Source organism: Clostridium moniliforme (assembly GCF_017873235.1).
Taxonomy (GTDB): Bacteria; Bacillota; Clostridia; order Clostridiales; family Clostridiaceae; genus Clostridium; species Clostridium moniliforme.
Genome location: NZ_JAGGJZ010000009.1, coordinates 1 through 24,834, shown reverse-complemented (window position 1 = coordinate 24,834; position 24,834 = coordinate 1). Strand labels below are relative to the sequence as shown.

The following is a 24,834-nucleotide window of genomic DNA, read 5'->3' as shown; positions in this document are numbered from 1 at the left end:
AAAACTGATACAAAAAGTTATTAAACTTTTGTATCAGTTTTTTTGCTTATTAATTTATTTGATAGGTCAATAATTGAAGATGGTGAGTAAGTGTTAGATAAAGAGTTTAATCTTTTTTTCATAACTGTAAGCTTACTTGGATCTTCTATTAAAGAATTTATTAGAGGATTAATTTCTTTAATATTATTAACGCAAAAAGCATATCCTTCGCTGGTTAAAAATTCAGTATTTTCTTTTTCTTGTCCAGGAATAGCAAATGGTATTATTAAAGGTAGATTCTTTACAATTGATTCTGTAACTGTAAGACCACCTGGCTTGGATATTATTACATCTGAATATTCCATAAATGATGCTATGTCATTTGAAAAGCCTAATATATGTAACTTTTTATTTTTATGATTTTCAGAACAATGTTTCATCAAGTCATTTTTTAATTTTTTATTGTTTCCGCAAACAACTGTAATTCTTAACTTATTATCATTTTTTAATAATTCATCAAGAACATAAGAAATATCTTTCAATCCCATACTACCACTCATAAGTAATATGTTGAAGTATTCATTGGTTTTAATATAAGGAATATTTTCATCTCTTTCAAAAAAAGATTCTCTTATAGGAATACCTAAAGGGAATATTTTGTTTTTATCTATTTTTTTATCTATTAAAGATTGTTTAGTATATTCACTTCCTGTAATATAAGCGTCTACATTTTTTCCTATATATGTATAATGTGCTTTAAAATCTGTAACAACAGAAATAAAAGGAATATTTAATCCTTTTTTCTTTAGCTTGTTCACAATACACACGCTAAGAGGGTGAGTAGCTATTATTATATCTGGTTTTTCTTTATCAATTAATTTTGCAAGTCTTTTTCTAACAAATAAGAATAATATATTAGTTAATGAATTAATACATCTTATGTTTGTTAGTTTATAGAAAAAACCATAAAAACCTGGAAAACTCATTGCTGATACTTCATATCCACCTACTATAGTATCGATTAAAAACTTACTGCTATTACTTAAAAAATCATAAGTTGTATAATTATAATTTGCTCTTTCAAATAATTCACTTAGGGATTTAGCAGCTTGATTATGTCCCTGACCAGTAGAAGTGGTTAATATAAGAACTTTTTTCATTAAATTCACTCGCTTCATATAAAATTTATATAAATATAGTCTAACATTATTTTTGAATAATTAAAATAAATTTATAAAAAAAAGAAAATGGGAAAGACATGAAGTCTTTCCCTAAATTTCTTACTTATTAAGGTTGAATCTCTTGTTGAACTTGTCAACTCTTCCTCCAACATCAACGATTTTTTGCTTACCAGTGAAGAATGGGTGGCATTTAGAGCATATTTCTACTTTAAGTTCTTTTTTAACTGAACCTGTTGTAAAAGTATTTCCACATGCACACTTAACCACTGCGTCATGGTGGTATTCTGGATGTATGCCTTGTTTCATATTTTTCACCTCTTTAAATATATTTTACTACTATTTTAAGTAATAAATAACTACTAAAGTATAGCATAGGACTTATAAGCAGTCAATAATATTTAATGCTAAAAAAAACTTTTTATAAGCTTTCATAAATGCTATAATCGTAATAACTGAAAAGTTAAAAGGAGAGGAAAATTTTGAGTAAGTTATATTTTAGATATGGAGCTATGAATTCAGGTAAGTCAACACATTTAATGCAAGTTGCTTATAATTATGAAGAAAGAGGAATGAGAGTATTATTACTTAAACCACAAACTGATAAAAAAGGTGGAGATAAGCTTATTTCAAGACTTGGAGTTGTTAGAAAAGTAGATGTTTTAATTAAAGATAATGATAACATTTATAATATAGTAAAAGACAATTTAAAAGAGTATGGAAAGTTACACTGTATTTTAGTTGATGAAGTACAATTCCTAAAAAAGGAGCAAATAGATGAATTATTTGAAATTGCAGTAACTTTAAACATTCCAATAATATGTTATGGATTAAGAACTGATTTTAAAATGGAAGGTTTTGAAGGCAGTGAAAGACTATTGTTAATAGCCCATAGTATAGAAGAAATGAAAACAATATGTAAATGCGGACATAAAGCTGTAGTTAATGCAAGAAAGATAAATGATAAATTTGTATTTGAAGGAGAGCAAGTAGCTATAGATAATATAGGAGACATTACTTACGAATCATTATGTGGTGAGTGTTACTTTAAATATAAGAATCAAAAATAAGGAGAGGATGCTTAATTGAAAAAATGTGAAGTTGGTGGTCAGGCTGTAATTGAAGGAGTAATGATGAGAGGAACTAAAGGAATGGCAACAGCTGTTCGTAAAGAAAATGGTGAAATTGAAGTTGATATAAAAAAAATTACTCCAATTACTAAAAAATATAAACTTCTTAATATACCTTTTATTAGAGGAATGTTTGTACTTATAGATTCTTTAATTCAAGGAATAAAAAGTTTAAATTATTCAGCTTCTTTTTTTGATGATACAGAGCCATCCGCTTTTGAAGATTGGCTTAGAAATAAATTTGGAGAAAAGAGTAATGATGTAATAATTGGATTTACCATGTGTGCATCTTTTGTAATGGCAATTTTGTTGTTTGTTGCATTACCAACAGGAATAGCAACAATTTTTAAAAAAAGTGGAATTTCTGATATAGGACTTAATATAATAGAGGCTATAATAAGAATTGTTATACTCTTAGGTTATATGTGGGGAATTAGTAAGTTTGATGATATATATAGATTATTTCAATATCATGGTGCAGAACATAAAACAATTTTTTGTTATGAAGCTGGAGAGGAACTAAAAGTTGAGAATGTAAAAAAATACTCAAGATTTCATCCAAGATGTGGCACTAATTTTTTATTTCTTATAATGTTTGTAAGTATAATAGTTTTTGCTTTTACTGGTTGGGGAAGTTTTCTTGAAAGATTAATACTTAGAATACTATTAATTCCAGTTGTATCTGGAATAACTTATGAAATAATAAGATGGCTTGGAAAATCAAATAATAAATTATCATCTATTATTTCAGCCCCAGGACTTAAATTACAAGAAATAACAACAAGAGAACCAGATGATCTACAAATAGAAGTTGCAATTAGAGCTTTAAAAGCAGCTGAAGGTTTGATGGAGGATAAGATGAATATAACAGATGCTTTAGCAGAAGGAACAAAAATATTATCAAGTGTAAATATAGATACAGCAAGATTAGATGCAAGCATTTTACTTGGATATGTTATTAATAAAGATAGACTTTATTTATTAACTCATGGAGAATTAGAAGTGAGTAATGAAGATAATAAAAAGTATATGGAATTAATAGAGAAAAGAAAGAATAAAATGCCAATAAAATATATTTTAGGTTCTTGTGAGTTTATGGGATTAGATTTTTATATTGAAGAAGGAGTTTTAATTCCAAGGGGAGATACAGAAGTACTAGTTGAAGAAGTTTTGAAAAATATAGAAGAAGATGAAAGTTTAACTCTTTGTGATTTATGTTCAGGAAGTGGAGCTATTGGTATATCATTAGCATATTATAGAAAGAATATAAATGTAGACGAAATAGATTATTTTGATAAACCAGAAAAAGTTACTAATGAGAATATTAAAAAACATAACTTAAATGATAGGGTTAAATTTATTAAAAGTGATCTTTTAAAGAAAGCTATAGATAATAATAATAGTTACAGTATAATAGTTTCAAATCCTCCATATATAAAAGAAGAAGAAATAAACAAATTAATGGATGATGTTAAAAAATATGAACCGCATAGTGCATTAAGTGGAGGAGAAGATGGTTTAATATTTTATAGAAGAATAGTTAAAGAGAGTAAACTTATTTTAAAGGACAAAAAAATATTAGCTTTTGAAATTGGTTATGATCAAGGCGAAGATGTAAAAAAAATAATGATAGAAGATGGATTCAAAGATGTAAGAATTATAAAGGATTTAGCAGGACATAATAGAGTGGTTATAGGACATTTATAATTATTGAAAAAATATTATAAGTTGTGATATAATAATTAAATATGAAAATATATAGTACGGAGTGATAAGATGTTATTAGATAGATTAGCATTTATAGAGAACAAGTATGATGAGTTATCAGTAAAAATTAGTGATCCTTCAATTATGGAAAATCAAAATGAATGGAGAAAACTATGTAAAGAACATGCTGATTTAGAAGTCATAGTAGGAGCCTATACAGAATATAAAAAGGTTATTGAAGATTTAAATGACAATAAAGAGATGCTTGAACTTGAGACAGATAAAGAAATGAAGGATATGCTTCATGAAGAAATAAATGAATTAAAGATAAGAAAAGAAGAATTAGAAAATAAAATTCAAATTCTATTATTACCTAAAGATCCTAATGATGATAAAAATGTTTTCGTTGAAATAAGAGCTGGTGCAGGTGGAGATGAAGCAGCACTTTTTGCAGCTAATCTTTTTAGAATGTATACAAGATATGCAGAAAATAATAGATGGGCTGTAGAACTTATGCACACTAATGAAACTGGAATTGGTGGATTAAAAGAAGTTGTATTTATGATTAAAGGTAATGGTGCTTATTCAAAATTAAAATATGAAAGTGGAGTTCACAGAGTTCAAAGAGTTCCAGATACAGAATCAAGTGGTAGAATACATACATCAACAGCAACTGTTGCTGTTTTACCAGAAGTTGATGATGTAGAAGTTGAAATAAACGAAAAAGATATTAGATTTGATGTATTTAGAGCATCAGGTAATGGAGGACAATGTGTTAATACTACTGACTCTGCAGTAAGACTTACACATATACCAACAGGAATTGTTATTTCATGCCAAGATGAAAAATCACAGCTTAAAAACAAAGAAAAGGCAATGAAGGTTTTAAGAGCAAGACTATTTGAAAAAGCTGAAGCAGAAAGAGCAGCAGGAATTGCAGAAGATAGAAAATCTCAAGTAGGTACTGGAGACAGAAGTGAAAGAATTAGAACATATAATTATCCTCAAGGAAGAATTACAGATCATAGAATTGGTTTAACTCTTTATAAGTTAGAATCTTTCTTAGATGGAGATATAGATGAAGTTATAAATGCTCTTATAACTGCAGATCAAGCTGAAAAAATGAAACAAATGGGAAATACACAAGAAATGTAATAAAAAAGCCTTGCATTAAAATGTAAGGCTTTTATAATATAAAAGGAGTAAGTATGGATATTTATAAAGCATTAAAAAAAGAGAAAAAATCTATAAAACGATTTTATATATTAATGATTATATTAGCTATACTATTACCAACAACTTTGTGGTTAACTGGAATTATAACAAAATTTTATATAATTTATGTAGCATTATTAGAAATCTTAATATTACTTGCAATTTTAAAAAAACGAGATTATACAAAGCTTGAATTTTCTTATAAAAATAATAAGTTAAAATTTACAAATGGTTTGTTTAGTCAAACTCATACAATATTATGTGATAAAATAGCAATAGTTCATACTGAAGGTATAGAAGATTATATGAAAATAATATTAGTTAGTAGTGCTAAATTAAGAAATAGAAGAATGAAACCAATATCTAAAAATTTTTTAGATAAGTATCCACAGATTTCGGAAGAATACATAAAAATAAAGAAAATAAATTCAGATGAAAAATATTATTTTCAAATAATTAAAAAAGGTGGACTTAAAAAATATCCTTTTTTAAATGAAATATTTAAATATTGTGTTAAAGCTGAATTCACTGATGACTGTATTGAAAATATAAAAATTGCACGTGGAGAAACTTTAAATTAGAAAGAGGGCGTTAGCTTTGGATACAAAGATTGCTACTATAAATGGAATTAATGATAAAAAATATATAAAAGAAGCAGCAGAAGTTATAAAAAGAGGTGGAACGGTTGCATTCCCAACAGAAACAGTTTATGGATTAGGAGCAAATGCATTAAAAGAAGAATGTGTAAAAAAAATATTTGTTGCTAAGGGAAGACCTCAAGATAACCCATTAATTATTCATGTAGCATCAAAAAACTTAGATGCTTATGCAAAAAATATTCCTGATATTGCAAAAAAATTAATGGATAAATTTTGGCCAGGACCAATGACATTAATATTAGAAAAACAGGATATAATACCAATGGAAACAAGTGCAAATTTAGATACTATAGGAATTAGAATGCCATCAAATAAGATTGCAAGAGAACTTATAAAGGAGTCAGGTGTACCAATTGCAGCTCCATCTGCTAATATTAGTGGAAAGCCAAGTCCAACTGATATTGAAAGATGTATTGAAGACCTAAATGGTAAAGTAGACTATATAATTGGTGGAGAAAAGAGTGAGGTTGGATTAGAATCTACAATAGTGGATTGCACAGTTGATCCCCCAATAGTTTTAAGACCAGGTGGAATAACACTTGAAATGCTTAGAGAAGTTGATAAAAGAATTGAAATTGATAAAGGATTACTTAACAATTCAGAAGATTTTAAGCCTAAGGCACCAGGTATGAAGTATAGACATTATGCTCCAAATGCAAAACTTAAAATTATAAAAGGAAATAAAGAAAAAACTATTGAAAAAATTAATGAAATGGTACAAAATTATATAGATGAAGGAAAAAAGGTAGGAATACTTACTACAGAAGAAAATAGCCATAAATATCCTAATGGAGAAAAGGTTATTTTAGGAGCAGAAAATAATTTAGAAGAAATTGCATCAAATCTTTTTGAAGCTTTAAGATCATTTAATGATTTAGATGTAGACATAATATTAGCAGAAGCATTTAATGAAGAAGGAATTGGAATTGCTATTATGAACAGATTAAATAAAGCAGCAGGATATGATGTTATAGATGTTTAAAAGAATTTGGAGGTTTTTTTATGAAAGTGCTCTTCGTATGCACAGCAAATACATGTAGAAGCCCAATGGCAGAAGAAATATTTAATAAAATAAATGATGATTCAAATATAGAAGCTAAATCAGCTGGTATTGTAATAGTGCCTGGGAGTTTTGTTACTGAAAATTCTATAGAATTAATAAAAGAAGAATTAAATATAGATATCAAAAATAGGGAAGCTATTCAATTAAATAAAGCTATGCTTCAAGAATCAGATATTATTTTAACAATGACTGAATATGGTAGAGATTTTATAAAGAATAATTATCCAAATTATAAAGATAAAGTGTTTTCAATATGTGAATATGCTGGCATAAAAGGAGAAATAACTGATCCTTATGGCAGCACAATTTCTGTTTACAATAAAACATATAAAGAGTTAGAGGAGATAGTGCCTCTTATAATAGGTAAATTAAAGAAAGCTGGAAGTGTGTAATATTTATTTTACACGCTACACTTTCTTTTTTTATAAATTAAATACATAAAAATATATGGAGGTAAGATTTTATGAAAATAGCATTAGGATCAGATCATGGTGGATATAGTTTAAAAAATGAAATCATGGAGTATTTAAGTTCAAATGGATATGAAATAAAAGATTTTGGTACTTATACTAAAGAATCATGCGATTATCCAGATTATGCAGAAAAAGTTGCTAAAGCAGTTGCATCAAAGGAATTTGATTTAGGAATATTAATTTGCGGAACTGGAATTGGAATGAGTATTGTTGCAAACAAAGTACCAGGAATAAGAGCTGCTTTATGCTCAGATACATTTAGTGCTCATGCAACTAGAGAACACAATAATGCAAATATTCTTGCATTAGGAGAAAGAGTTGTAGGACCAGGTCTTGCTCTTGATATAGTTAAAACTTTTCTAGATGCAAAATTTCAAGGTGAAAGACATGAAAGAAGATTAAATAAAATATCTGCAATAGAAAAAGAATACAATAAATAAAATTTTGGAGGAAGAAATAAAATGAGTAAAGTTACAGAAATTAATCATCCATTAATATTACACAAATTAGCATTTATAAGAAGTAAAGAAACTGGTTCAAAGGATTTTAGAGATTTGGTTTCAGAAGTTTCAATGTTAATGGCATATGAAGTTACAAGAAATTTACCAACTGAAAATGTAGAAATAGAAACACCAATTTGCAAAACAAAATGTAAAATGTTAGCTGGAAAGAAACTAGCAATAGTACCAATATTAAGAGCTGGACTTGGAATGGTAGATGGAGTTTTAAAGCTTATACCAGCAGCAAAAGTTGGTCATATTGGATTATACAGAGATGAAGAAACTTTACAACCAGTTGAATATTTTTGTAAGCTACCTCAAGATATAGCTGAAAGAGAAATAATAGTTGTAGATCCAATGCTTGCAACTGGAGGATCAGCTATTGATGCTTTAACAATGCTTAAGAAAAAAGGTGCAAAATATTTAAAACTTATGTGTTTAATTTCATCACCTGAAGGAATAAAAGCAATTAAAGAAGTTCATCCTGATGTTGACATATATGTTGCACAAATAGATGAAAAGTTAAATGAAAATGGATATATTGTACCAGGACTTGGAGATGCTGGAGATAGATTATTTGGAACTAAATAATAATTAAAATAAACCTTCATTTTGAAGGTTTTATTCTTTTATAAATTATATTTTATTAAAAAGATTTTTATTTAAATGTCATCAACATTAAATGATAATTCAATTTTTTCTAAAGAAGGTACAAGTTTTGTTAGTTTGATACCTGCTGATTTAAACATTCTCTTTGAAGCTTTAACTATATCAGTATCAGCATATTTATCACTTAAAAAAATTACTTCCTTTATTCCACTTTGAATAATTGCTTTTGCACATTCATTACAAGGAAATAAAGCTACATAAAGTTTAGCATTTTCTAGAGAAACACCTCTATTATTTAAAATGGCATTAAGTTCTGCATGTACAACATAAGGATACTTAGTCTCTAAAAATTCTCCTTCTCGTTCCCAAGAGTAAGTATCATCAGAACAACCAAAAGCAAAACCATTATAACCAACAGAAAGAACTCTGTTAGTAGGACTTACAATACAGGCTCCTACTTGAGTACTTGGATCTTTACTTCTTTTAGCAGATAAAAGAGCAAGTCCCATAAAATATTCATCCCAAGATATAAAATCATTTCTTTTCATTATAGAAACTCCTTTGTATAAAAATTTTTATGTAATTTTATTAATATTATAATATAAATAAAAAGAAATTTGTAAAATAGTTTTAAAAAAGTATTTGTTTAAAATTTAACAAAAACTATTGATTATTACAAATGAAATGGTTATAATAAAAGTATGTTAAGAGTTTAACAAAGAATGAAAATTTGTTAATTATAAATTTGGGAGGTTTTGTTTAATGAAAGAAGTAGTAATTGTAAGTGCAGTAAGAACAGCGTTAGGATCATTTGGAGGATCATTAAAAGATGTTCCAGCAGTAGATTTAGGAGCATTAGTAATAAAGGAAGCTGTAAAGAAAGCTGGAATAAAACCAGAAATGGTTGAAGAAGTTTTAATGGGAAATGTTATACAAGCTGGCCTTGGACAAAATGTTGCAAGACAAGCAACTATAAAAGCAGGACTTCCAGAAGAAGTTCCAGCAATGACTATCAATAAGGTATGCGGATCAGGATTAAGAGCAGTTAGTTTAGCAGCTCAAATGATAAAAGCAGGAGATACTGATATTGTAGTTGCTGGTGGAGTTGAAAATATGTCAAGAGCTCCTTATCTTTTAGAAACTGCAAGATGGGGACAAAGAATGGGAAACGGTAAAATGGTTGATTCTATGATAAATGATGCACTATGGGATGCATTTAACGATTATCATATGGGAGTAACAGCAGAAAATATTGCCAAGAAGTGGAATTTAACAAGAGAAGAACAAGACGAATTCTCAGCTAATTCTCAAAATAAAGCAGAAAAGGCTATAAAAGAAGGAAGATTTAAAGAAGAAATAGTTCCAGTTGTAATTCCTCAAAGAAAAGGAGATCCAATAGTATTTGATACTGATGAATTCCCAAGATTCGGAACAACTGTTGAAAAATTAGGAAAGTTAAGACCAGCATTTATTAAAGATGGTACTGTTACAGCAGGAAATGCTTCAGGAATAAATGATGGAGCTGCAGCTCTTGTAATTATGAGTGCAGAAAAAGCAGAAAGCTTAGGAATTAAACCAATGGCAAAAATACTTTCATATGGTTCAAGAGGATTAGATCCAGCTATAATGGGATATGGTCCATTCCATGCAACAAAGAAAGCATTAGAAAATGCTGGATTAGAAGTTAAAGATTTAGATCTTATAGAAGCAAATGAAGCATTTGCTGCTCAAAGTTTAGCTGTAGCTAAAGATCTAGGATTTGATATGACAAAAGTTAATGTAAATGGTGGAGCAATAGCTTTAGGTCATCCAGTTGGAGCATCAGGAGCTAGAATTTTAGTTACATTACTTCATGAAATGGAAAAGAGAGATGCTAAGAAAGGTTTAGCTACACTTTGCATAGGTGGAGGAATGGGAACAGCAGTAGTTGTTGAAAGATAATATCATAAAAAGTTATTTCATAAATTAATTTATAAAAAATGTAAACATACCTTAGAAACATTTGCTAAGGTATGTTTTTGTTGTATAATGAAAATATATAGAAAATTTATATAAGAAAAAAATATTAAAAATTTTTATGAAAACATTTAATAAAATAAAAAAATAATAACATTAAAACTATAAAGCTATAAATTAAATAATTTATAGCCTTAACTTTATTAATAAAATAATAAATTTATTAATAAAATAAAAATGCATTGAATAAAATCAATTAACTTTATTCAAACTAAAAAATAAAGGTAAAATTAAATTAGAATAAAATAAAAATATATAATAATAAATATGTTTACATAGAGTAAAAAAATTAAAATTTGTAATATGATTTAATAATGATATAAATATATTATAATGTTATTATTTTGAATATTCAGACAAAAGAATAGGTAATAAATTTAAAATTCGTAAAATGTAGAAAAACTTAAAATTAAGAGAAAACTATAGCAAATATGAATTATGATGATATAATTTAATGTAAGATGAAAAAACAACATATTAAGCTTAAATATAATGTTTCCGACAAAAAAATATATAAACTATAATAAGGGATATAATTGCCAAGGGGGTAAGTAATGGTTGGAAATTTAACTAGACTATTAAGACAGACTCTTAAACTTAGTGGAATAATTGTTACTGCAGGACTTATAATTTTCTATTTTATTAATCAAAGTTATTGTTTTCCTTTTTTAATAGGTTCAATAATTAGCATTTTAAATTTTTTAATAAGTGGAGCAGTTACTGAAAAAGTTATTAATAGTAAGATAAATTTAAAAGGTATTATTTTTATGGTTAGTTTTGTAATAAGAATAATAATGATAGCTATAATAGGATTATTATTATTGCAAAACCAATATAACATAATACTATATATTATTGGATATATGTCCAACTTTATTTCTTTGTTCATGGCAATTAAATATGAAGAAAGGAAGTGATTGAGTGGAAGCATTGTTTAATGAAATTGGTTCTACTGTGTTACAACAATGGGGAATAATCATAATTATTGCTATTGTTTTAATACTAATGACAAAAAATCTTTCAGTTGTACCTAAAACAAAAAGCCAATCAATAATTGAAATATTTGTTGAAGGTATGAACAATTGGGTTAAAAACACTATGGGAGATAAGTATGCAGGATTTGCTGCATATATTGGAGCATTGGTTCTTTTCTTATTCTTTATGAATATTACAGACCTTGTAGGACTTCATCCACCTACAGCAGACTATAGTGTAGCATTAGTATTGTCATTAACAACATTCCTTATGGTTCAAATAAATTCAATCATAAAGAATGGTGGTTTAGGATATCTAAAAGGATATGCTCACCCAAGTCCAGCTTTATTACCTATCAATATCTTAGAGAGAGTAATGTTACCAGTAACATTAAGCTTCAGACTTTTTGGTAATATTACAGTTGCAACTGTAATTATTGAATTGTTATTAAGAGCATTGAGTAAGGTAGCTTGGATTGCTCAATTAGCTATCCCAGTGCCATTTATGGCATACTTCGATTTGTTTGATGGATTTCTTCAAACATTCATCTTTTCAATATTAACAATGATTTATATAAAGATGATAGCAGAAGAATAACCAAAATAAAATCAAATTTAGTCAGAGAAACTTGTAAAAGATTAAGGAGGAATTATTTATGACTGGAGCAGAATTTATAGTAGGAATGCGTGCAATAGGTGCAGGACTTGCAGTTATTGCAGCAATAGGTGCAGGTGTTGGTATTGGTAACGCAACAGCTAGTTTATTAAAGAGTATAGCAAGACAACCAGAAGCAAGTGGTAAACTTATGTCAACATATTTCATTGGTTGTGCATTAGCAGAAACAACAGCTATATATGGATTACTAGTTTCATTTATCTTATTATTTGTTGGAATTCACTAAATTTTGAATGCTATTAAAAAAGTAGGTTTTTAATAAGCCTGGAAGGGAGGCTTTAAATTTGGAAATTAATATGAATATTAACATTCCAGAGATGATAGTTACATTAGTAAACTTATTAATATTATTTTGGATAGTTAAGCATTTTGCTTTTGATAGAGTAAATAAAATTTTAAAAGAGAGAAATAATCGTATAGAAGATACGATTAGTAAGGCTGATGAAGATTTAGAGAAAGCAAGAATATTAAAGCTTCAAAATGAAAAAGAAATCGGATCAGCAAAAGAAGAAGGAAAAGAAATTGTTAGCCAATATAAAAGTAAGGCAGATAGTATTTATAAAGAAATAGTAGAAGATGCTAGAAAAGAAGCAAGTACTATTATTGAAAAATCTAAGGTTGAAATCAATAGAGAACGTGCAAAAGCTGAGGATGAAATTAAAACTCAAGCAGTAGAACTTGCAATATTCCTTTCAGAAAAGGCTCTTGGTGAATCAATAGATGAAAAGAAGCATAGAGAACTTATTGATGAATATATAAGCAAGGTAGGTATGTAATTATGTACGAATATTTGGATCGTAGATATGCCTTAGCTTTATATAAAGTAGCAGAAGAAAAAAATAAGGTAGATGAATATCTTAATGACCTAAGAGAGATATGCAAAATTATTGATGACAACCAACAAATTTATGAAATTATAAAATCACCTCAAATAAGTACTAGACAAAAAAAGAAAATTTTTAAAGACTTATTTAAGGGTAGAATTGATGAAGAATTACTATCATTTTTATTAATTCTTGTTGAAAAAGGAAGAATATTATTCCTAAGAGAAAAACTTAATCAAATGGAGAAAATCCATTTAGAAAAAGAAAATACAGTAATTGCTAAGGTGAAAAGTGTTATAGAACTTACACCTGAAGAAAGCAAGAAGTTAAAAGAAAATTTAGAAAAGAAGTATAACAAAACAGTAATTTTAGAGCATGAAATTGATAAAAGTATATTAGGTGGACTTTACGTTAGAGTTGGAAATGATGTTATTGATGGATCAATAAAATCTAAACTTGATGAAATGAGAGCCTTAATACTTAAAAGGGAATAGAGGTGAAACCATGAATATCAAACCAGAAGAGATTACTTCTATAATCAAAAGTGAAATTGAAAAATACGACAAACAAATAAAAACAATAGATTCAGGTACAATTATTCAAATTGGTGATGGTATTGCTAGAGTATATGGTTTAGATGATTGTATGGAAGGTGAATTGTTAGAATTCCCAAATGATGTTTATGGTATGGCATTAAATCTTGAACAAGATAATGTAGGATGTGTTTTACTTGGTTCTGAAGAAGGAATCAAGGAAGGAGATGTCGTTAAGAGAACAGGAAAGATTGTTGAGGTTGGAGTTGGAAATGAATTAATAGGAAGAGTTGTAGATGCTTTAGGTAATCCTATTGATGCAAAAGGACCAATAAAACCAGAAGCATTTAGACCAATAGAAGTTCCTGCACCTAGCATTCTAGATAGAAGTTCAGTTAATGAGCCATTACAAACAGGAATAAAAGCAATTGACTCAATGATTCCAATTGGTAAGGGACAAAGAGAACTTATCATAGGAGATAGACAAATAGGTAAGACAGCTATAACAATAGATACAATAATAAACCAAAAAGGTAAAGATGTAATTTGTATATATGTAGCAATAGGGCAAAAACAATCAACAGTAGCACATATAGTGAATACATTAACAGAGTTTGGTGCTATGGATTATACAACAGTTGTTGCAGCAACTGCATCAGAATCAGCACCATTACAGTACTTAGCTCCTTATGTTGGATGTTCAATTGGTGAACATTTTATGCATCAAGGAAAAGATGTATTGGTTATATATGATGACTTATCAAAGCACGCAGTTGCTTATAGAACAATGTCATTACTACTTAAAAGACCACCAGGCAGAGAAGCTTATCCTGGAGATGTTTTCTATATTCATTCAAGATTACTTGAAAGAGCTGCAAAACTTTCAGAAAAAAATGGTGGAGGTTCTTTAACAGCACTTCCAATTATAGAAACACTAGCAGGAGACGTAACTGCATATATTCCAACTAATGTTATATCAATAACAGATGGTCAAATATTCCTAGAATCAGATCTTTTCAATTCAGGACAAAGACCAGCTGTTAATGCAGGTATATCAGTATCAAGAGTTGGGGGTAACGCTCAAATTAAAGCTATGAAACAAGTTTCAGGTACATTAAGATTAGAGCTTGCCCAATATAGAGAACTAGAATCATTTGCTCAATTTGGATCAGATTTAGATGCTGATACTTCAAGAAGACTTGAAAAAGGTAAGAGATTGGTTCAAGTTTTAAAACAAAATCAATATTCACCTATGCCAGTAGAAAATCAAGTAATGATTTTATACGCAGCAGTAAATGATTATTTATCAGATATAAAAGTTGAAGATATAAGAAAATTCGAAAAAGATTTCTTAGAATATATGGATACTCAATATAGAGAAGTAGGAAAAGAAATTGTAGAGAAGAAAGTTTTAACTGATGAATTAAAAGCATCCCTTGAAAAAGGAATTACAGAATTCAAAAAAATATTCTTACAATAAAGCATAGCTTAATTTAAGCTATGCCATCTTTTAGGAGGTGGATGTATGGCAGGAGCTGGACTTATTGAAATAAAACGTAGAATTAAGTCTGTAGAAAATACTAAAAAAATAACAAAGGCCATGGGACTTGTTGCCACTTCTAAGTTAAGAAGAGTCAGAATGGGATTAAACGAAAATAACAAATATTTTGAAGCTGCTAAACAAATAGCTCAAGAAGCATATTCATCAATGGATATGGAAAAGGAAGGAGTTTATTTTAAAGGCAATTCTTCAAAAAGAAAGTTATATATAGTTGTAGCGTCAGATTCAGGATTATGTGGAGGGTATAATGTTAATATTGCATTAACTTTAAAAAATCATGTTGGAATAGATAAATCAGATAGTCTGGTTATGTGTTTAGGAAAAAAAGGTATTTCTTATGTGAAGAGATATGGATTCCAAACAGTTGCAGAGTATGTTGATATAAAAGAAACAACTGATATAAAAGAAGTTTCAATGATTTATAAACATGCCTTAAGATTATATAATTCAAATGAAGTTGGAGAAATTTATGTAGTATATACACATTTTAAATCTCCAGTTTCACAAGTAATAAAGATAGAGAAAATGCTACCTTTAGAATTTGATGATATTAAAGAAGATATTGGATTTATGTTAGAATCTAATAGTAAGTCTTCAACAGAGGCAACATTTGATTTTTATCTACAATCAAAATTAATAAATTGTATTTTACATGCAAAAACTAGTGAAGAATCTTCAAGAATGACTGCAATGGACGGAGCTACAAAAAATGCAGATGACTTGTTAGATAAATTAAATACTAAATACAATAGAATAAGACAAAGTGCTATAACTCAAGAAATTGCTGAAATAGTAGGTGGAGCAGAAGCACAAAAATAGTGAGGAGGTATGATTAAATGCCTAACAATATAGGAAAAGTAGTTCAAGTTATTGGACCAGTAGTTGATATAAAGTTTGACGCAGAGTCACTTCCAAATATCTATAATGCTATTGAAATAGACATGAATGGTGAAATAATAATAACTGAAGTTGAACAACATGTCGGTGATGATATAGTAAGAACAATAGCTATGGAAGCTACAGAAGGATTAAGAAGAGGTATGAAGGCAATTAATACAGGAAAGCCAATTTCAATTCCTGTAGGACAATGCGTTTTAGGAAGATTATTTAATGTTTTAGGAAAACCAGTTGATTATGAAATTGCAGGAAAAGTTGATGCTAAGGAATTCTATCCAATACATAGACCAGCACCAACATTTGCAGAACAATCAGTTGAACCTGAAATGTTTGAAACAGGAATAAAGGTTGTTGACCTTATAGCACCTTATCAAAAAGGTGGTAAGATAGGTTTATTTGGAGGTGCTGGAGTTGGTAAAACAGTACTTATTCAAGAACTTATAAATAATATAGCTAAACAACATGGTGGATTATCAGTATTTACAGGTGTTGGAGAAAGATCAAGAGAAGGTAATGACCTTTATTATGAAATGAAAGAATCAGGAGTTATAGATAAGACAGCATTAGTGTTTGGACAAATGAATGAACCACCTGGTGCAAGAATGAGAGTTGCTCTTACAGGACTTACAATGGCAGAGTATTTTAGAGATCAAGGTCAAGATGTGTTACTATTTATAGATAATATATTTAGATTCTCTCAAGCAGGTTCTGAGGTTTCAGCTTTACTTGGTAGAATACCTTCAGCTGTTGGTTATCAACCAACACTTGCAACAGAAATGGGTGCTCTTCAAGAAAGAATAACATCAACAACTCATGGTTCAATTACATCTGTTCAAGCTGTATATGTTCCAGCTGATGACTTAACAGACCCAGCACCAGCAACAACATTCTCTCACTTAGATGCAACAACAGTTTTATCAAGAAGTGTATCAGAACGTGGTATATATCCAGCAGTTGATCCACTAGATTCAACTTCAAGAATATTAGACCCAAGAGTAGTTGGGGAAGAACATTATAATGTTGCCTCAAAAGTTAAGAATATATTAGAGAGATATAGAGAACTTCAAGATATTATTGCTATACTAGGAGTTGATGAATTATCTGATGAAGATAAGTTAACTGTTTCTAGAGCAAGAAAAGTTCAAAACTTCTTATCACAACCATTTACAGTAGCAGAACAATTTACTGGTATGAAAGGTAAATATGTTACAATACAAGAAACTATTAGAGGTTTTAGAGAAATAATAGAAGGTAAACATGATGATTTACCAGAATCTGCTTTTCTATTTGTTGGAACTATAGAAGAAGCTGTAGAAAAAGCTAAGACTTTAGCATAAGGGGATGGTATAGTATGGCTAATACCTTTAGACTAAAGATTATTACACCTAGTAGTGTTAAATTTGATGAAGAAGTTTTAAGTATATTAACAAATACATCAGAAGGAAAAGTTGAAATTCTTGCAAATCACGCTTCAATAGTAATTAATACAGTTCAGGCAATTACTGTAGTAACTAAAGCAGATGGAGAGAAAGTAGAACTTTTTACAGCAAGAGGATTAATTGGTTTTAAAGATAATGAATTAGATTTTTGTTGTGGATCATGCGAAACTAAAGATGAAATTGATGTAGAAAGAGCTAAAGCAGCAAAAGAAAGAGCAGAAAAACGTCTAAAAGAAGATCAATATGATAAAGAAAGAGCTACAGCTGCTTTGAGAAGAGCGTTAATAAGATTACAATTAAAGAATAAATAAAAAATAAGACTTAGGTATTTATACCTAAGTCTTATTTCATTTATGGCTAATTTATGACAATCTATCACAAAAAAAGCATAGAATATATATATTATATTATAAAGGTGGTTTGTATAAAAAAAATATATATGACAATAATTAAGAGGAGAAAGGTAGGGGGATAAAATGGAGATAAAAAGTTTCATTATCTATTTTATTATTTTCACTCTTAATTTAGTTAATATACCTAATGGAAGTATCATAAGTAAAGATAACTATAAATATATAGAAAAGATTGTTATGGATGAAACTGATTTTTCAGAAAATGGAGTTAAAATTCAATATAATATTAAATCAGATATAGATAAAGAAGTTTTAAGAATTAAAAATATATTTAAAGATAATTATGAATTTGATGAAGTGGATAAGTATCATTTTTATATTAAAGGTAAAAATAATATAGAGATTAAACTTTGGAAAGAAAATGACAATTTATTTGTTGAAGGTATTATACTAAATAAAAATGAAAATATAACTAATATATATTTAAAGAATATATTAAAAAAATTAGAAAACAATAAAACTAAGTCTGTTAAATATTTTGAATATTATAAGGGAAAATTATTATATATAAATAGTTTAAAAGATATAAATCTAAATGATAAATTATTAAAAATTCATAATGGGTATGTAGGTAAGGAAAAGTTATCTAATAACAGAGAATTCAGTTATGGAATTATAGAATATAATACAGGAATATATATTATTATTGGAACTCCTACTATATTTACAACATACTAATAATTAATTATGGAGGAAAATATGGAAAAGATAATTGTAAAAGGAGTTAATAGATTACAAGGGGAAGTAAATATAAGCTCAGCAAAAAATTCAGTATTACCTATAATAGTATCTACAATTTTATCTCCTAATGAAATAACAATAAAAAATACGCCAATGTTAGAAGATGTTCAAGTTATATTAAATTTGCTTAAAGGATTAGGTGCAGATGTTAATTATTCAAAAATTAGCACTGATCTTAAGATAAATACAAATAATCTTAAAAATTTTGATGCAAATAATAGTCTTGTTAGAAAAATGAGGGCTTCTTTTTTAATTATGGGTCCAATGCTTTCAAGATTTGGATACTGTAAATTATCAATGCCAGGAGGCTGTAATATAGGAAGTAGACCTATAGATTTACATTTAAAAGGATTAAGTGCATTAGGTGCAGAAATTACACAAGGACATGGATTTGTTGAAGCAAGGGTTAAAAAACTTATAGGAAATAGAATATATTTAGATTTTCCATCTGTAGGAGCTACTGAAAATATTATGATGGCAGCAGTTTTAGCAAATGGAACAACAATTATAGAAAATGCAGCTGAAGAGCCAGAAATATGGGACTTAGCAAATTTCTTAAATTCAATGGGAGCAAATATAAAAGGTGCAGGACTTGGGAAAATTACAATAGAAGGTGTAAAAGAATTAAAGGGAATATCATATAAACCTATTTATGATAGAATAGAAGCTGGAACATTTATGATAGCTGCTGCAATAACAAACAGCATGATAAAAATAAATGACATAAATGAAGAGCATTTAAGACCTTTAATAGAGAAATTAAAAGAATGTGGAGTTATTTTAACTGAAGAAGATAATGGAATAATAGTAGATGGTAGGTTAGACAAAAAAACTGTAGATATAAAAACATTACCATATCCAGGGTTTCCAACAGATATGCAACCACAAATGATGGCATTACTTTCAGTTACAAAAGGTTCAAGTATAATTACAGAAACTGTATTTGAAAATAGATTTATGCATGTAGCTGAACTTGTTAGAATGGGAGCTAAAATAAAAATAGATGGAAGAAGTGCAGTAATTGAAGGGGTTCCTAAATTAACAGGATGTGATGTTAAAGCTACTGATTTAAGAGCTGGTGCAGCTATGATACTTGCAGGACTTGTGGCAGATGGAACTACTGAAATAAGTGATATTTATCATATAGATAGAGGTTATTTAAATATAGAAGAAAAATTTAGAAATATTGGTGCTTGTATTTATAGGGTAAAAAAATAGAAGGATAAAGCCTTCTATTTTTTTTTATATTCTTTACATAAATTTATATATATTAAGTATATTTTTATATTGAAAACATATAAATAGATGTATATAAATTTTAGGAGGGATAAAGGTGAGAGAAAATGATATTTTGAATAATATTAGAAGAATAGGAATTATAACAGGAATTATTTTAATATTTATAATAGTTATTCCCTTTATTCTTATGGGAAATGGAATTACGAATTTCCTATCTAATGAAAACTCTTATAATTTGGATGATAAAGAAGTAAATATTTTAATTAAAGGAAATGATAAAGCAAAAGTTTATAGAACTAAAGAAAAAAAGATTGAAGAAATTAGTGTTGAAGAATATGTTTTAGGAGTAGTTTCCAGTGAAATGCCAGCAAAATTTGAAAAAGAAGCATTAAAGGCTCAAGCAATAGCAGCAAGAACATTTTATTATAGTAAAAGGCTTAAAAATTGTAATTTATCTAATGGTGGGGAAATATGTGATGGAGTTCATTGTCAGGCTTATATGAATAAACAAGAAAGAATGTCTAAATGGGATAATAAAGAAAGAAATACAAATTATCAAAAAATAAAAAAAGCAGTAAAAGAAACTAAAGGTGAAGTTTTGACATATAAAGGAAAATTGGTATTATATCCACAATTTTTTTCAACAAGTTCAGGTAAAACAGAAAATTCAGAAGATGTTTTCTCTGGAGAAGTTCCATATTTAAAGTCAATAAATAGTTTAGGGGAAGAAATTTCTCCAGTATATGAATCTCAAAAAGAATTAAAAAATAAAGATTTTATAAACATAATTAACTTAAAGTATAAAAGAGCAAAGCTTACAGATAAAAATTTAAAGGAAAGCATAGATATAAAATCGAGGACAGATGGCGGATCTGTTAATGAAATAAAAATTGGTAAAACAATAATAAGTGGAGTTGAATTTAGAAAATTATTTGATTTAAGATCTGCAAATTTTACTATTGAATACTTAAAGGATAAAGTTAAGATAAAATGCAAAGGAAATGGTCATGGAGTTGGAATGAGCCAGTGGGGTGCTAATGTTATGGCAAAGGAAGGTAAAAAATATGATGATATATTAAAACATTACTATACAGGTATAGAAATTGGAAAAATTATTTATAAATAAAAATAAAAAAGTATATAAAGATGATATTTGGTAAATAATCAAATATCATCTTTTTTTATGAAAATAAAATTAAATTGACATGATTACTTTTTGAAAAAATGTCAAAAATAACTAAAGGAGGTGTTTATTATGAATAATAAATCAAATGGATTTAAAGAAAGATCTAAAAAAATAATGACTGGTACTAAGAACTTTTTTAAGAAGGAAGGACTTTATGTAGCTTTATTTGTAGGGTTGTGTGTAGTTACTATAATTGGAGCAATTGCAATAAAGGGTGTAGGAAATAACCCAGAAGGAAGCAAGGAAAATAAAGAAAATGAAGTAGCTTTAAATATTGAAGAAAATCAAAAAACAAATGTAGAAAGTGTTATGGAAAACTCTGAGAGAGTAGAGGGTGAAAAGCAACAAACATCAACTAAACCTGTAGGAAATAATAGTAAGATGGATTTTAATAAGCCACTAGAAGGAAAACTTTTAAAATCACATAATGAGCCATATATTTTTAAAGATGGAAAGCAAGTGCGAGAAGGTGAAAAAGGCGATTCAAGTTACAGTTATGGAGGAATTTCAATAAAGGCACCTTTAGGCACAGCTGTAAAGGCTGCTGAGGATGGAATAATAGAAAGTGTAATAGAAAATGATGTAACATATGGAGTTACAGTTACTATAAAACATCCAAATGGAATAAAGACATCTTACTCAAATTTAGATAAAAATTTAAAATTAAAAAAAGATGATAAAGTTACAAAAGGACAAGAAATAGGAAAAATTGGAAATACATCAAGTACTTTAAAAATGTGTATTAAAGAAGATTTCTTACACCTTAAAGTATTTTCAAAAAAAGATAATAAATATACAGAGGTAGATCCAATAAAATATTTTAATTACAAAAAGTAATTCAACTTATTAATCAGCCATTTTTTAGGAATGGCTGATTAATATAAAAAATATAGTTTGAGGAGGGAGCGTTTTGAAAGACTATATTGAAGAGAGAGTATTAGAAGTAGCACAATATATTATTGACTCAAAAGCTACAATAAGAAAAACTGCAAAAGTTTTTGGAGTAAGCAAAAGTACAATTCATAAAGATATGACAGAAAGGCTTCCTAAGATAAATCCAATTATAGCAGAAAAAACCCATACGATTTTAGAACTAAATAAAGCTGAAAGACATATAAGAGGTGGAAAAGCGACAAAATTAAAGTATAAATCTGTTGAATAGTGTAAATTTTCTTGGAAAAAAGTTGAACAAAAATCATATTCCATATATAATTTATTGTATGGTTATATAAAAAATGTAAAAAATTCTAAGATAAATTGTAAAATAATTAGGAGTGAACTTTGGGATGTGGTTTTGGAAATCAGGAAGTGATCTAGGTATAGATCTAGGTACAGCAACAGTATTAGTATATGTAAAAGGAAAAGGTATTGTATTAAAGGAACCATCAGTAGTTGCTATAAATACAAGTAATGGTAAGGTTTTAGCTGTAGGAGAAGAAGCTAGAAAAATGATTGGAAGAACTCCAGGAAATATTATTGCGGTTAGGCCTTTAAAGGATGGAGTTATTTCAGATTATGATGTAACTGAGAAGATGCTAAAAGAATTTATTGGTAAAGCACTTGGAAATAAAAAAATTACAACGCCTAATATTATGGTATGTGTACCATCACAAGCATCTGAAGTAGAAAAAAGAGCTGTAATGGAAGCTGCTAGAAATTCAGGAGCTAAGACAGTACATTTAATAGAGGAACCACTTGCAGCTGCAATTGGTGCAGGATTAGATATAACAAAGCCAGATGGTTGGATGATTGTTGATATAGGTGGCGGAACTTGTGATGTTGCGGTAATATCTTTAGGCGGAATAGTGGTAAGATCATCTATAAAAGTTGCTGGAGATAAATTTGATGAAGCTATAATTAAGTATATAAGAACAAGATATAAAATAATGATCGGTGAAAAAACAGCTGAGCAAATTAAGATAGAAATAGGTTCAGCCTTTAATAATTCAAGAAATGAAGAGACATCAGTTAAGGGAAGAAATCTAGTTACAGGTTTACCTGATGAAATAAAGATAACATCAAGTGAAATTAGAGAAGCACTTAAAGAACCAGTTAATTTAATAGTTGAAGCTGTTAAGGGTGTTTTAGAAAAAACACCACCTGAAATATCAGCAGATATTATAGAAAAAGGTATACTTATGACTGGTGGAGGTTCTTTACTTCATGGATTAGATAAACTTATAGAATCAGAAACTGGTGTATCTGTAAATGTTGCAGAAAATTCAATTGAAGCTGTTGCAGAAGGTACAGGTTCTGTTTTAGGATATATTGATAAATTAGATAAGGCTATAAATGATCAAGAAGTTGTACTAATTGAATAGTATAAAAATAAACCCAAATTTATAATTTGGGTTTATTTTTATTTAGAATTTCATATTCATAATATGCATCAATTAATCCGCGAGCGATAACATTTGCCATTTTAAAGATTAAAGATAATCTAATTGACTTATTATAAAAAAAATCAACATTCTCATTAGAATCAACAATACCAACAATTGATTTATCTCCAACTTCAGGTAAAGATTTTCCCACACCTTTACCGGGATGAATAGAAAAATTTCTAATATGGATTTCACCAATTGAAGATTCTTTTCCTAAACAGGCATCTATTCCGATTATATAGGCATTTGGATGAGTTTTATTTATATGTTCTAAGTTATTGTTTAAATTTAATGCATGTATTGGGTTATCTATTGAGCCATATACAGGAAGAGGGAAGTTACTAATATTTAATATAGTACCAACTAGTGGACCTAAACAATCACCTATACATTTATCGGTTCCTATACATACTATTACAGTATTTTCAGAAATAGAATTTAGGATACTTTTAGATATACTATAGTAAGCTAGTGGGGATGTGTGATGAACCTTTTTTTCCATATAAGCACCTCCATAATTATATATATGTATGTATTTTTTTTATAGAATAAATTGAATAAAAATATTTTATTTGGAAAGTATTTTTATAGGAGGTGTATTATGAAAAAAATATTAGTGGTAGTATTATTATCAATAATAACTTCAATGACAATATATTTTGTGGCTTTTTGGAAATCAGATAAGAATATGGATAACAAGATGGCTTTAGAATATAAAAGTAAATATAAGAATAGTTATAATGATATAGAAAACTCAAATAATGAAAATTATAAGAGTAAAGTTAAAAATAAAAATGATAATATAATGAAAAATAATGAAAGAGAAAATAAAAGTTATAATATGAAATTAGAAGAAAATAGTAGCAGAAATCAAAGGGATATTGAAGCTGAAGATAAGGTTGCAAACTCTAATGTGCAAATATTTAATATAAAAAAAGAAGAGATAGTTAGTAGTCTTAATATTAAAGAAAAATCAAAAATTATTTCAATAATTAATAAATTATCTTCTGTAGACATAGAAAGGATTAGAGAAATGTTAAGCAAAAAAGGAGAAAAAGAAGGAGCAAAAGAGATTGTTAGGATTTTAAAACTTAGATTAGTAGAAAAAGATTACAATGATATAAAATCTATATTACCACCATATATAAACATAGAATTTTTAGAAGAATTAATTTAAAATATATTATATTAAAAATAAGAGTATATATAAGTATTTAAAAGTATTAAAAGGATAAACTTAATTTTTGATATGTTTTGTAAGTTGAAATAAAAGGTGTATAAATATATACTAACTATTGTCGGTTGGTCAGTAAAACAAATCGATACAAAGTTTAATGAAATTTGGTGGAGTTCCCGAGTGGCCAAAGGGGGCAGACTGTAAATCTGTTGTCAGTTGACTTCGAAGGTTCGAATCCTTCCTCCACCACCATTTTTGTGG

29 protein-coding genes and 1 tRNA gene are annotated in these 24,834 nt (G+C 28.0%); 26 read left to right on the top strand and 4 right to left on the bottom strand.

Annotation, left to right across the window (positions count from 1 at the left end; genetic code table 11):
- Nucleotides 1-20: 20 nt before the first annotated feature.
- Complete coding sequence (locus tag J2Z53_RS11125) at nt 21-1,139, bottom strand: MGDG synthase family glycosyltransferase (protein WP_209797568.1); 1,119 nt, start codon at nt 1,137-1,139, stop codon at nt 21-23.
- 120 nt (nt 1,140-1,259) lie between these two features.
- Entirely contained in the window at nt 1,260-1,466 is a 207-nt protein-coding gene (gene rpmE, locus J2Z53_RS11120) for a 50S ribosomal protein L31 (protein ID WP_209797567.1), read from the bottom strand.
- Nucleotides 1,467-1,639: 173 nt separating this feature from the next.
- Here rpmE and J2Z53_RS11115 point away from each other — a divergent pair, with 173 nt between their 5' ends.
- From J2Z53_RS11115 to upp, 8 genes are all read left to right on the top strand, one after another.
- Nucleotides 1,640-2,227, top strand: a complete 588-nt coding sequence (locus tag J2Z53_RS11115; RefSeq protein WP_209797566.1) for a thymidine kinase — start codon at nt 1,640-1,642, stop codon at nt 2,225-2,227.
- Nucleotides 2,228-2,242: 15 nt separating this feature from the next.
- Nucleotides 2,243-3,994 carry a peptide chain release factor N(5)-glutamine methyltransferase gene (gene prmC / locus J2Z53_RS11110; protein WP_209797565.1) on the top strand — a complete coding sequence of 584 codons (1,752 nt, stop codon included), beginning with the start codon at nt 2,243-2,245 and terminating at the stop codon, nt 3,992-3,994.
- A 69-nt stretch (nt 3,995-4,063) separates the two neighbouring features.
- Entirely contained in the window at nt 4,064-5,149 is a 1,086-nt protein-coding gene (prfA, locus tag J2Z53_RS11105) for a peptide chain release factor 1 (protein ID WP_209797564.1), read from the top strand.
- A gap of 53 nt (nt 5,150-5,202) precedes the next feature.
- Nucleotides 5,203-5,790: a hypothetical protein gene (locus J2Z53_RS11100; protein WP_209797563.1), complete on the top strand. Its 588-nt coding sequence runs from the start codon at nt 5,203-5,205 to the stop codon at nt 5,788-5,790.
- Between the two features lie 16 nt (nt 5,791-5,806).
- Nucleotides 5,807-6,850 (top strand): L-threonylcarbamoyladenylate synthase, encoded by a 1,044-nt coding sequence (locus J2Z53_RS11095; RefSeq protein WP_209797562.1) that lies wholly within the window; start codon nt 5,807-5,809, stop codon nt 6,848-6,850.
- 20 nt (nt 6,851-6,870) lie between these two features.
- Nucleotides 6,871-7,323 (top strand): low molecular weight protein arginine phosphatase, encoded by a 453-nt coding sequence (locus J2Z53_RS11090; protein WP_209797561.1) that lies wholly within the window; start codon nt 6,871-6,873, stop codon nt 7,321-7,323.
- Nucleotides 7,324-7,394: 71 nt separating this feature from the next.
- On the top strand, nt 7,395-7,844 hold the full coding sequence (rpiB, locus tag J2Z53_RS11085; protein ID WP_209797560.1) for a ribose 5-phosphate isomerase B: 450 nt from the start codon (nt 7,395-7,397) through the stop codon (nt 7,842-7,844).
- A gap of 21 nt (nt 7,845-7,865) precedes the next feature.
- Entirely contained in the window at nt 7,866-8,495 is a 630-nt protein-coding gene (gene upp, locus J2Z53_RS11080; RefSeq protein ID WP_209797559.1) for a uracil phosphoribosyltransferase, read from the top strand.
- A 71-nt stretch (nt 8,496-8,566) separates the two neighbouring features.
- Here the strand turns inward: upp and J2Z53_RS11075 are convergent, their stop codons facing one another.
- Nucleotides 8,567-9,061 (bottom strand): deoxycytidylate deaminase, encoded by a 495-nt coding sequence (locus tag J2Z53_RS11075; protein WP_209797558.1) that lies wholly within the window; start codon nt 9,059-9,061, stop codon nt 8,567-8,569.
- 214 nt (nt 9,062-9,275) lie between these two features.
- Here J2Z53_RS11075 and J2Z53_RS11070 point away from each other — a divergent pair, with 214 nt between their 5' ends.
- The 16 genes from J2Z53_RS11070 to mreB all read left to right on the top strand — a co-directional run bounded on the left by J2Z53_RS11070 (nt 9,276) and on the right by mreB (nt 23,333).
- Entirely contained in the window at nt 9,276-10,454 is a 1,179-nt protein-coding gene (locus J2Z53_RS11070; RefSeq protein ID WP_209797557.1) for an acetyl-CoA C-acetyltransferase, read from the top strand.
- A gap of 629 nt (nt 10,455-11,083) precedes the next feature.
- Nucleotides 11,084-11,446 carry an ATP synthase subunit I gene (locus tag J2Z53_RS11065; RefSeq protein ID WP_209797556.1) on the top strand — a complete coding sequence of 121 codons (363 nt, stop codon included), beginning with the start codon at nt 11,084-11,086 and terminating at the stop codon, nt 11,444-11,446.
- A gap of 4 nt (nt 11,447-11,450) precedes the next feature.
- Complete coding sequence (locus tag J2Z53_RS11060) at nt 11,451-12,101, top strand: F0F1 ATP synthase subunit A (protein WP_209797555.1); 651 nt, start codon at nt 11,451-11,453, stop codon at nt 12,099-12,101.
- 58 nt (nt 12,102-12,159) lie between these two features.
- Nucleotides 12,160-12,405: an ATP synthase F0 subunit C gene (gene atpE, locus J2Z53_RS11055; protein WP_209797554.1), complete on the top strand. Its 246-nt coding sequence runs from the start codon at nt 12,160-12,162 to the stop codon at nt 12,403-12,405.
- A gap of 70 nt (nt 12,406-12,475) precedes the next feature.
- Nucleotides 12,476-12,955: a F0F1 ATP synthase subunit B gene (locus J2Z53_RS11050; RefSeq protein WP_209797606.1), complete on the top strand. Its 480-nt coding sequence runs from the start codon at nt 12,476-12,478 to the stop codon at nt 12,953-12,955.
- Nucleotides 12,956-12,957: 2 nt separating this feature from the next.
- Nucleotides 12,958-13,497 (top strand): F0F1 ATP synthase subunit delta, encoded by a 540-nt coding sequence (locus J2Z53_RS11045; RefSeq protein WP_209797553.1) that lies wholly within the window; start codon nt 12,958-12,960, stop codon nt 13,495-13,497.
- A gap of 10 nt (nt 13,498-13,507) precedes the next feature.
- Nucleotides 13,508-15,016 (top strand): F0F1 ATP synthase subunit alpha, encoded by a 1,509-nt coding sequence (gene atpA, locus J2Z53_RS11040; protein ID WP_209797552.1) that lies wholly within the window; start codon nt 13,508-13,510, stop codon nt 15,014-15,016.
- 45 nt (nt 15,017-15,061) lie between these two features.
- Nucleotides 15,062-15,916 carry an ATP synthase F1 subunit gamma gene (gene atpG, locus J2Z53_RS11035; RefSeq protein ID WP_209797551.1) on the top strand — a complete coding sequence of 285 codons (855 nt, stop codon included), beginning with the start codon at nt 15,062-15,064 and terminating at the stop codon, nt 15,914-15,916.
- Between the two features lie 17 nt (nt 15,917-15,933).
- On the top strand, nt 15,934-17,331 hold the full coding sequence (gene atpD, locus J2Z53_RS11030; protein WP_209797550.1) for a F0F1 ATP synthase subunit beta: 1,398 nt from the start codon (nt 15,934-15,936) through the stop codon (nt 17,329-17,331).
- A 14-nt stretch (nt 17,332-17,345) separates the two neighbouring features.
- Nucleotides 17,346-17,744 carry an ATP synthase delta/epsilon chain alpha-helix domain-containing protein gene (locus J2Z53_RS11025; RefSeq protein ID WP_209797549.1) on the top strand — a complete coding sequence of 133 codons (399 nt, stop codon included), beginning with the start codon at nt 17,346-17,348 and terminating at the stop codon, nt 17,742-17,744.
- A 165-nt stretch (nt 17,745-17,909) separates the two neighbouring features.
- Complete coding sequence (locus J2Z53_RS11020; protein WP_209797548.1) at nt 17,910-18,524, top strand: hypothetical protein; 615 nt, start codon at nt 17,910-17,912, stop codon at nt 18,522-18,524.
- A gap of 21 nt (nt 18,525-18,545) precedes the next feature.
- Complete coding sequence (murA, locus tag J2Z53_RS11015) at nt 18,546-19,805, top strand: UDP-N-acetylglucosamine 1-carboxyvinyltransferase (RefSeq protein WP_209797547.1); 1,260 nt, start codon at nt 18,546-18,548, stop codon at nt 19,803-19,805.
- A gap of 115 nt (nt 19,806-19,920) precedes the next feature.
- On the top strand, nt 19,921-20,952 hold the full coding sequence (gene spoIID / locus J2Z53_RS11010; protein ID WP_209797546.1) for a stage II sporulation protein D: 1,032 nt from the start codon (nt 19,921-19,923) through the stop codon (nt 20,950-20,952).
- 129 nt (nt 20,953-21,081) lie between these two features.
- A complete protein-coding gene (locus J2Z53_RS11005) occupies nt 21,082-21,849 on the top strand; it encodes a M23 family metallopeptidase (protein WP_209797545.1) in 768 nt (255 codons plus the stop codon).
- A 73-nt stretch (nt 21,850-21,922) separates the two neighbouring features.
- Nucleotides 21,923-22,174, top strand: a complete 252-nt coding sequence (gene spoIIID, locus J2Z53_RS11000; RefSeq protein ID WP_209797544.1) for a sporulation transcriptional regulator SpoIIID — start codon at nt 21,923-21,925, stop codon at nt 22,172-22,174.
- Nucleotides 22,175-22,298: 124 nt separating this feature from the next.
- Nucleotides 22,299-23,333 (top strand): rod shape-determining protein MreB, encoded by a 1,035-nt coding sequence (gene mreB / locus J2Z53_RS10995; RefSeq protein WP_209797543.1) that lies wholly within the window; start codon nt 22,299-22,301, stop codon nt 23,331-23,333.
- A 19-nt stretch (nt 23,334-23,352) separates the two neighbouring features.
- Here mreB and yyaC read toward each other — a convergent pair whose 3' ends face one another.
- Complete coding sequence (gene yyaC, locus J2Z53_RS10990; RefSeq protein WP_209797542.1) at nt 23,353-23,898, bottom strand: spore protease YyaC; 546 nt, start codon at nt 23,896-23,898, stop codon at nt 23,353-23,355.
- A 99-nt stretch (nt 23,899-23,997) separates the two neighbouring features.
- On the opposite strand from yyaC, the gene J2Z53_RS10985 reads away from it, so the two are divergent.
- Complete coding sequence (locus J2Z53_RS10985) at nt 23,998-24,573, top strand: hypothetical protein (protein WP_209797541.1); 576 nt, start codon at nt 23,998-24,000, stop codon at nt 24,571-24,573.
- Nucleotides 24,574-24,739: 166 nt separating this feature from the next.
- Nucleotides 24,740-24,825: transfer RNA gene (locus tag J2Z53_RS10980), tRNA-Tyr, on the top strand.
- Nucleotides 24,826-24,834 lie beyond the last annotated feature (9 nt).

Excerpts from the sequence above, each read along its gene's own strand:
- J2Z53_RS11125 (WP_209797568.1), bottom strand. The coding sequence starts at position 1,139 with ATGAAAAAAGTTCTTATATTAACCACTTCTACTGGTCAGGGACATAAT.
- rpmE (WP_209797567.1), bottom strand. The coding sequence starts at position 1,466 with ATGAAACAAGGCATACATCCAGAATACCACCATGACGCAGTGGTTAAG.
- prfA (WP_209797564.1), top strand. The coding sequence starts at position 4,064 with ATGTTATTAGATAGATTAGCATTTATAGAGAACAAGTATGATGAGTTA.
- J2Z53_RS11100 (WP_209797563.1), top strand. The coding sequence starts at position 5,203 with ATGGATATTTATAAAGCATTAAAAAAAGAGAAAAAATCTATAAAACGA.
- J2Z53_RS11090 (WP_209797561.1), top strand. The coding sequence starts at position 6,871 with ATGAAAGTGCTCTTCGTATGCACAGCAAATACATGTAGAAGCCCAATG.
- rpiB (WP_209797560.1), top strand. The coding sequence starts at position 7,395 with ATGAAAATAGCATTAGGATCAGATCATGGTGGATATAGTTTAAAAAAT.
- upp (WP_209797559.1), top strand. The coding sequence starts at position 7,866 with ATGAGTAAAGTTACAGAAATTAATCATCCATTAATATTACACAAATTA.
- J2Z53_RS11075 (WP_209797558.1), bottom strand. The coding sequence starts at position 9,061 with ATGAAAAGAAATGATTTTATATCTTGGGATGAATATTTTATGGGACTT.
- J2Z53_RS11070 (WP_209797557.1), top strand. The coding sequence starts at position 9,276 with ATGAAAGAAGTAGTAATTGTAAGTGCAGTAAGAACAGCGTTAGGATCA.
- J2Z53_RS11065 (WP_209797556.1), top strand. The coding sequence starts at position 11,084 with ATGGTTGGAAATTTAACTAGACTATTAAGACAGACTCTTAAACTTAGT.
- atpE (WP_209797554.1), top strand. The coding sequence starts at position 12,160 with ATGACTGGAGCAGAATTTATAGTAGGAATGCGTGCAATAGGTGCAGGA.
- J2Z53_RS11050 (WP_209797606.1), top strand. The coding sequence starts at position 12,476 with ATGAATATTAACATTCCAGAGATGATAGTTACATTAGTAAACTTATTA.
- J2Z53_RS11045 (WP_209797553.1), top strand. The coding sequence starts at position 12,958 with ATGTACGAATATTTGGATCGTAGATATGCCTTAGCTTTATATAAAGTA.
- atpA (WP_209797552.1), top strand. The coding sequence starts at position 13,508 with ATGAATATCAAACCAGAAGAGATTACTTCTATAATCAAAAGTGAAATT.
- atpG (WP_209797551.1), top strand. The coding sequence starts at position 15,062 with ATGGCAGGAGCTGGACTTATTGAAATAAAACGTAGAATTAAGTCTGTA.
- atpD (WP_209797550.1), top strand. The coding sequence starts at position 15,934 with ATGCCTAACAATATAGGAAAAGTAGTTCAAGTTATTGGACCAGTAGTT.
- J2Z53_RS11025 (WP_209797549.1), top strand. The coding sequence starts at position 17,346 with ATGGCTAATACCTTTAGACTAAAGATTATTACACCTAGTAGTGTTAAA.
- J2Z53_RS11020 (WP_209797548.1), top strand. The coding sequence starts at position 17,910 with ATGGAGATAAAAAGTTTCATTATCTATTTTATTATTTTCACTCTTAAT.
- murA (WP_209797547.1), top strand. The coding sequence starts at position 18,546 with ATGGAAAAGATAATTGTAAAAGGAGTTAATAGATTACAAGGGGAAGTA.
- J2Z53_RS11005 (WP_209797545.1), top strand. The coding sequence starts at position 21,082 with ATGAATAATAAATCAAATGGATTTAAAGAAAGATCTAAAAAAATAATG.
- mreB (WP_209797543.1), top strand. The coding sequence starts at position 22,299 with ATGTGGTTTTGGAAATCAGGAAGTGATCTAGGTATAGATCTAGGTACA.
- yyaC (WP_209797542.1), bottom strand. The coding sequence starts at position 23,898 with ATGGAAAAAAAGGTTCATCACACATCCCCACTAGCTTACTATAGTATA.
- J2Z53_RS10985 (WP_209797541.1), top strand. The coding sequence starts at position 23,998 with ATGAAAAAAATATTAGTGGTAGTATTATTATCAATAATAACTTCAATG.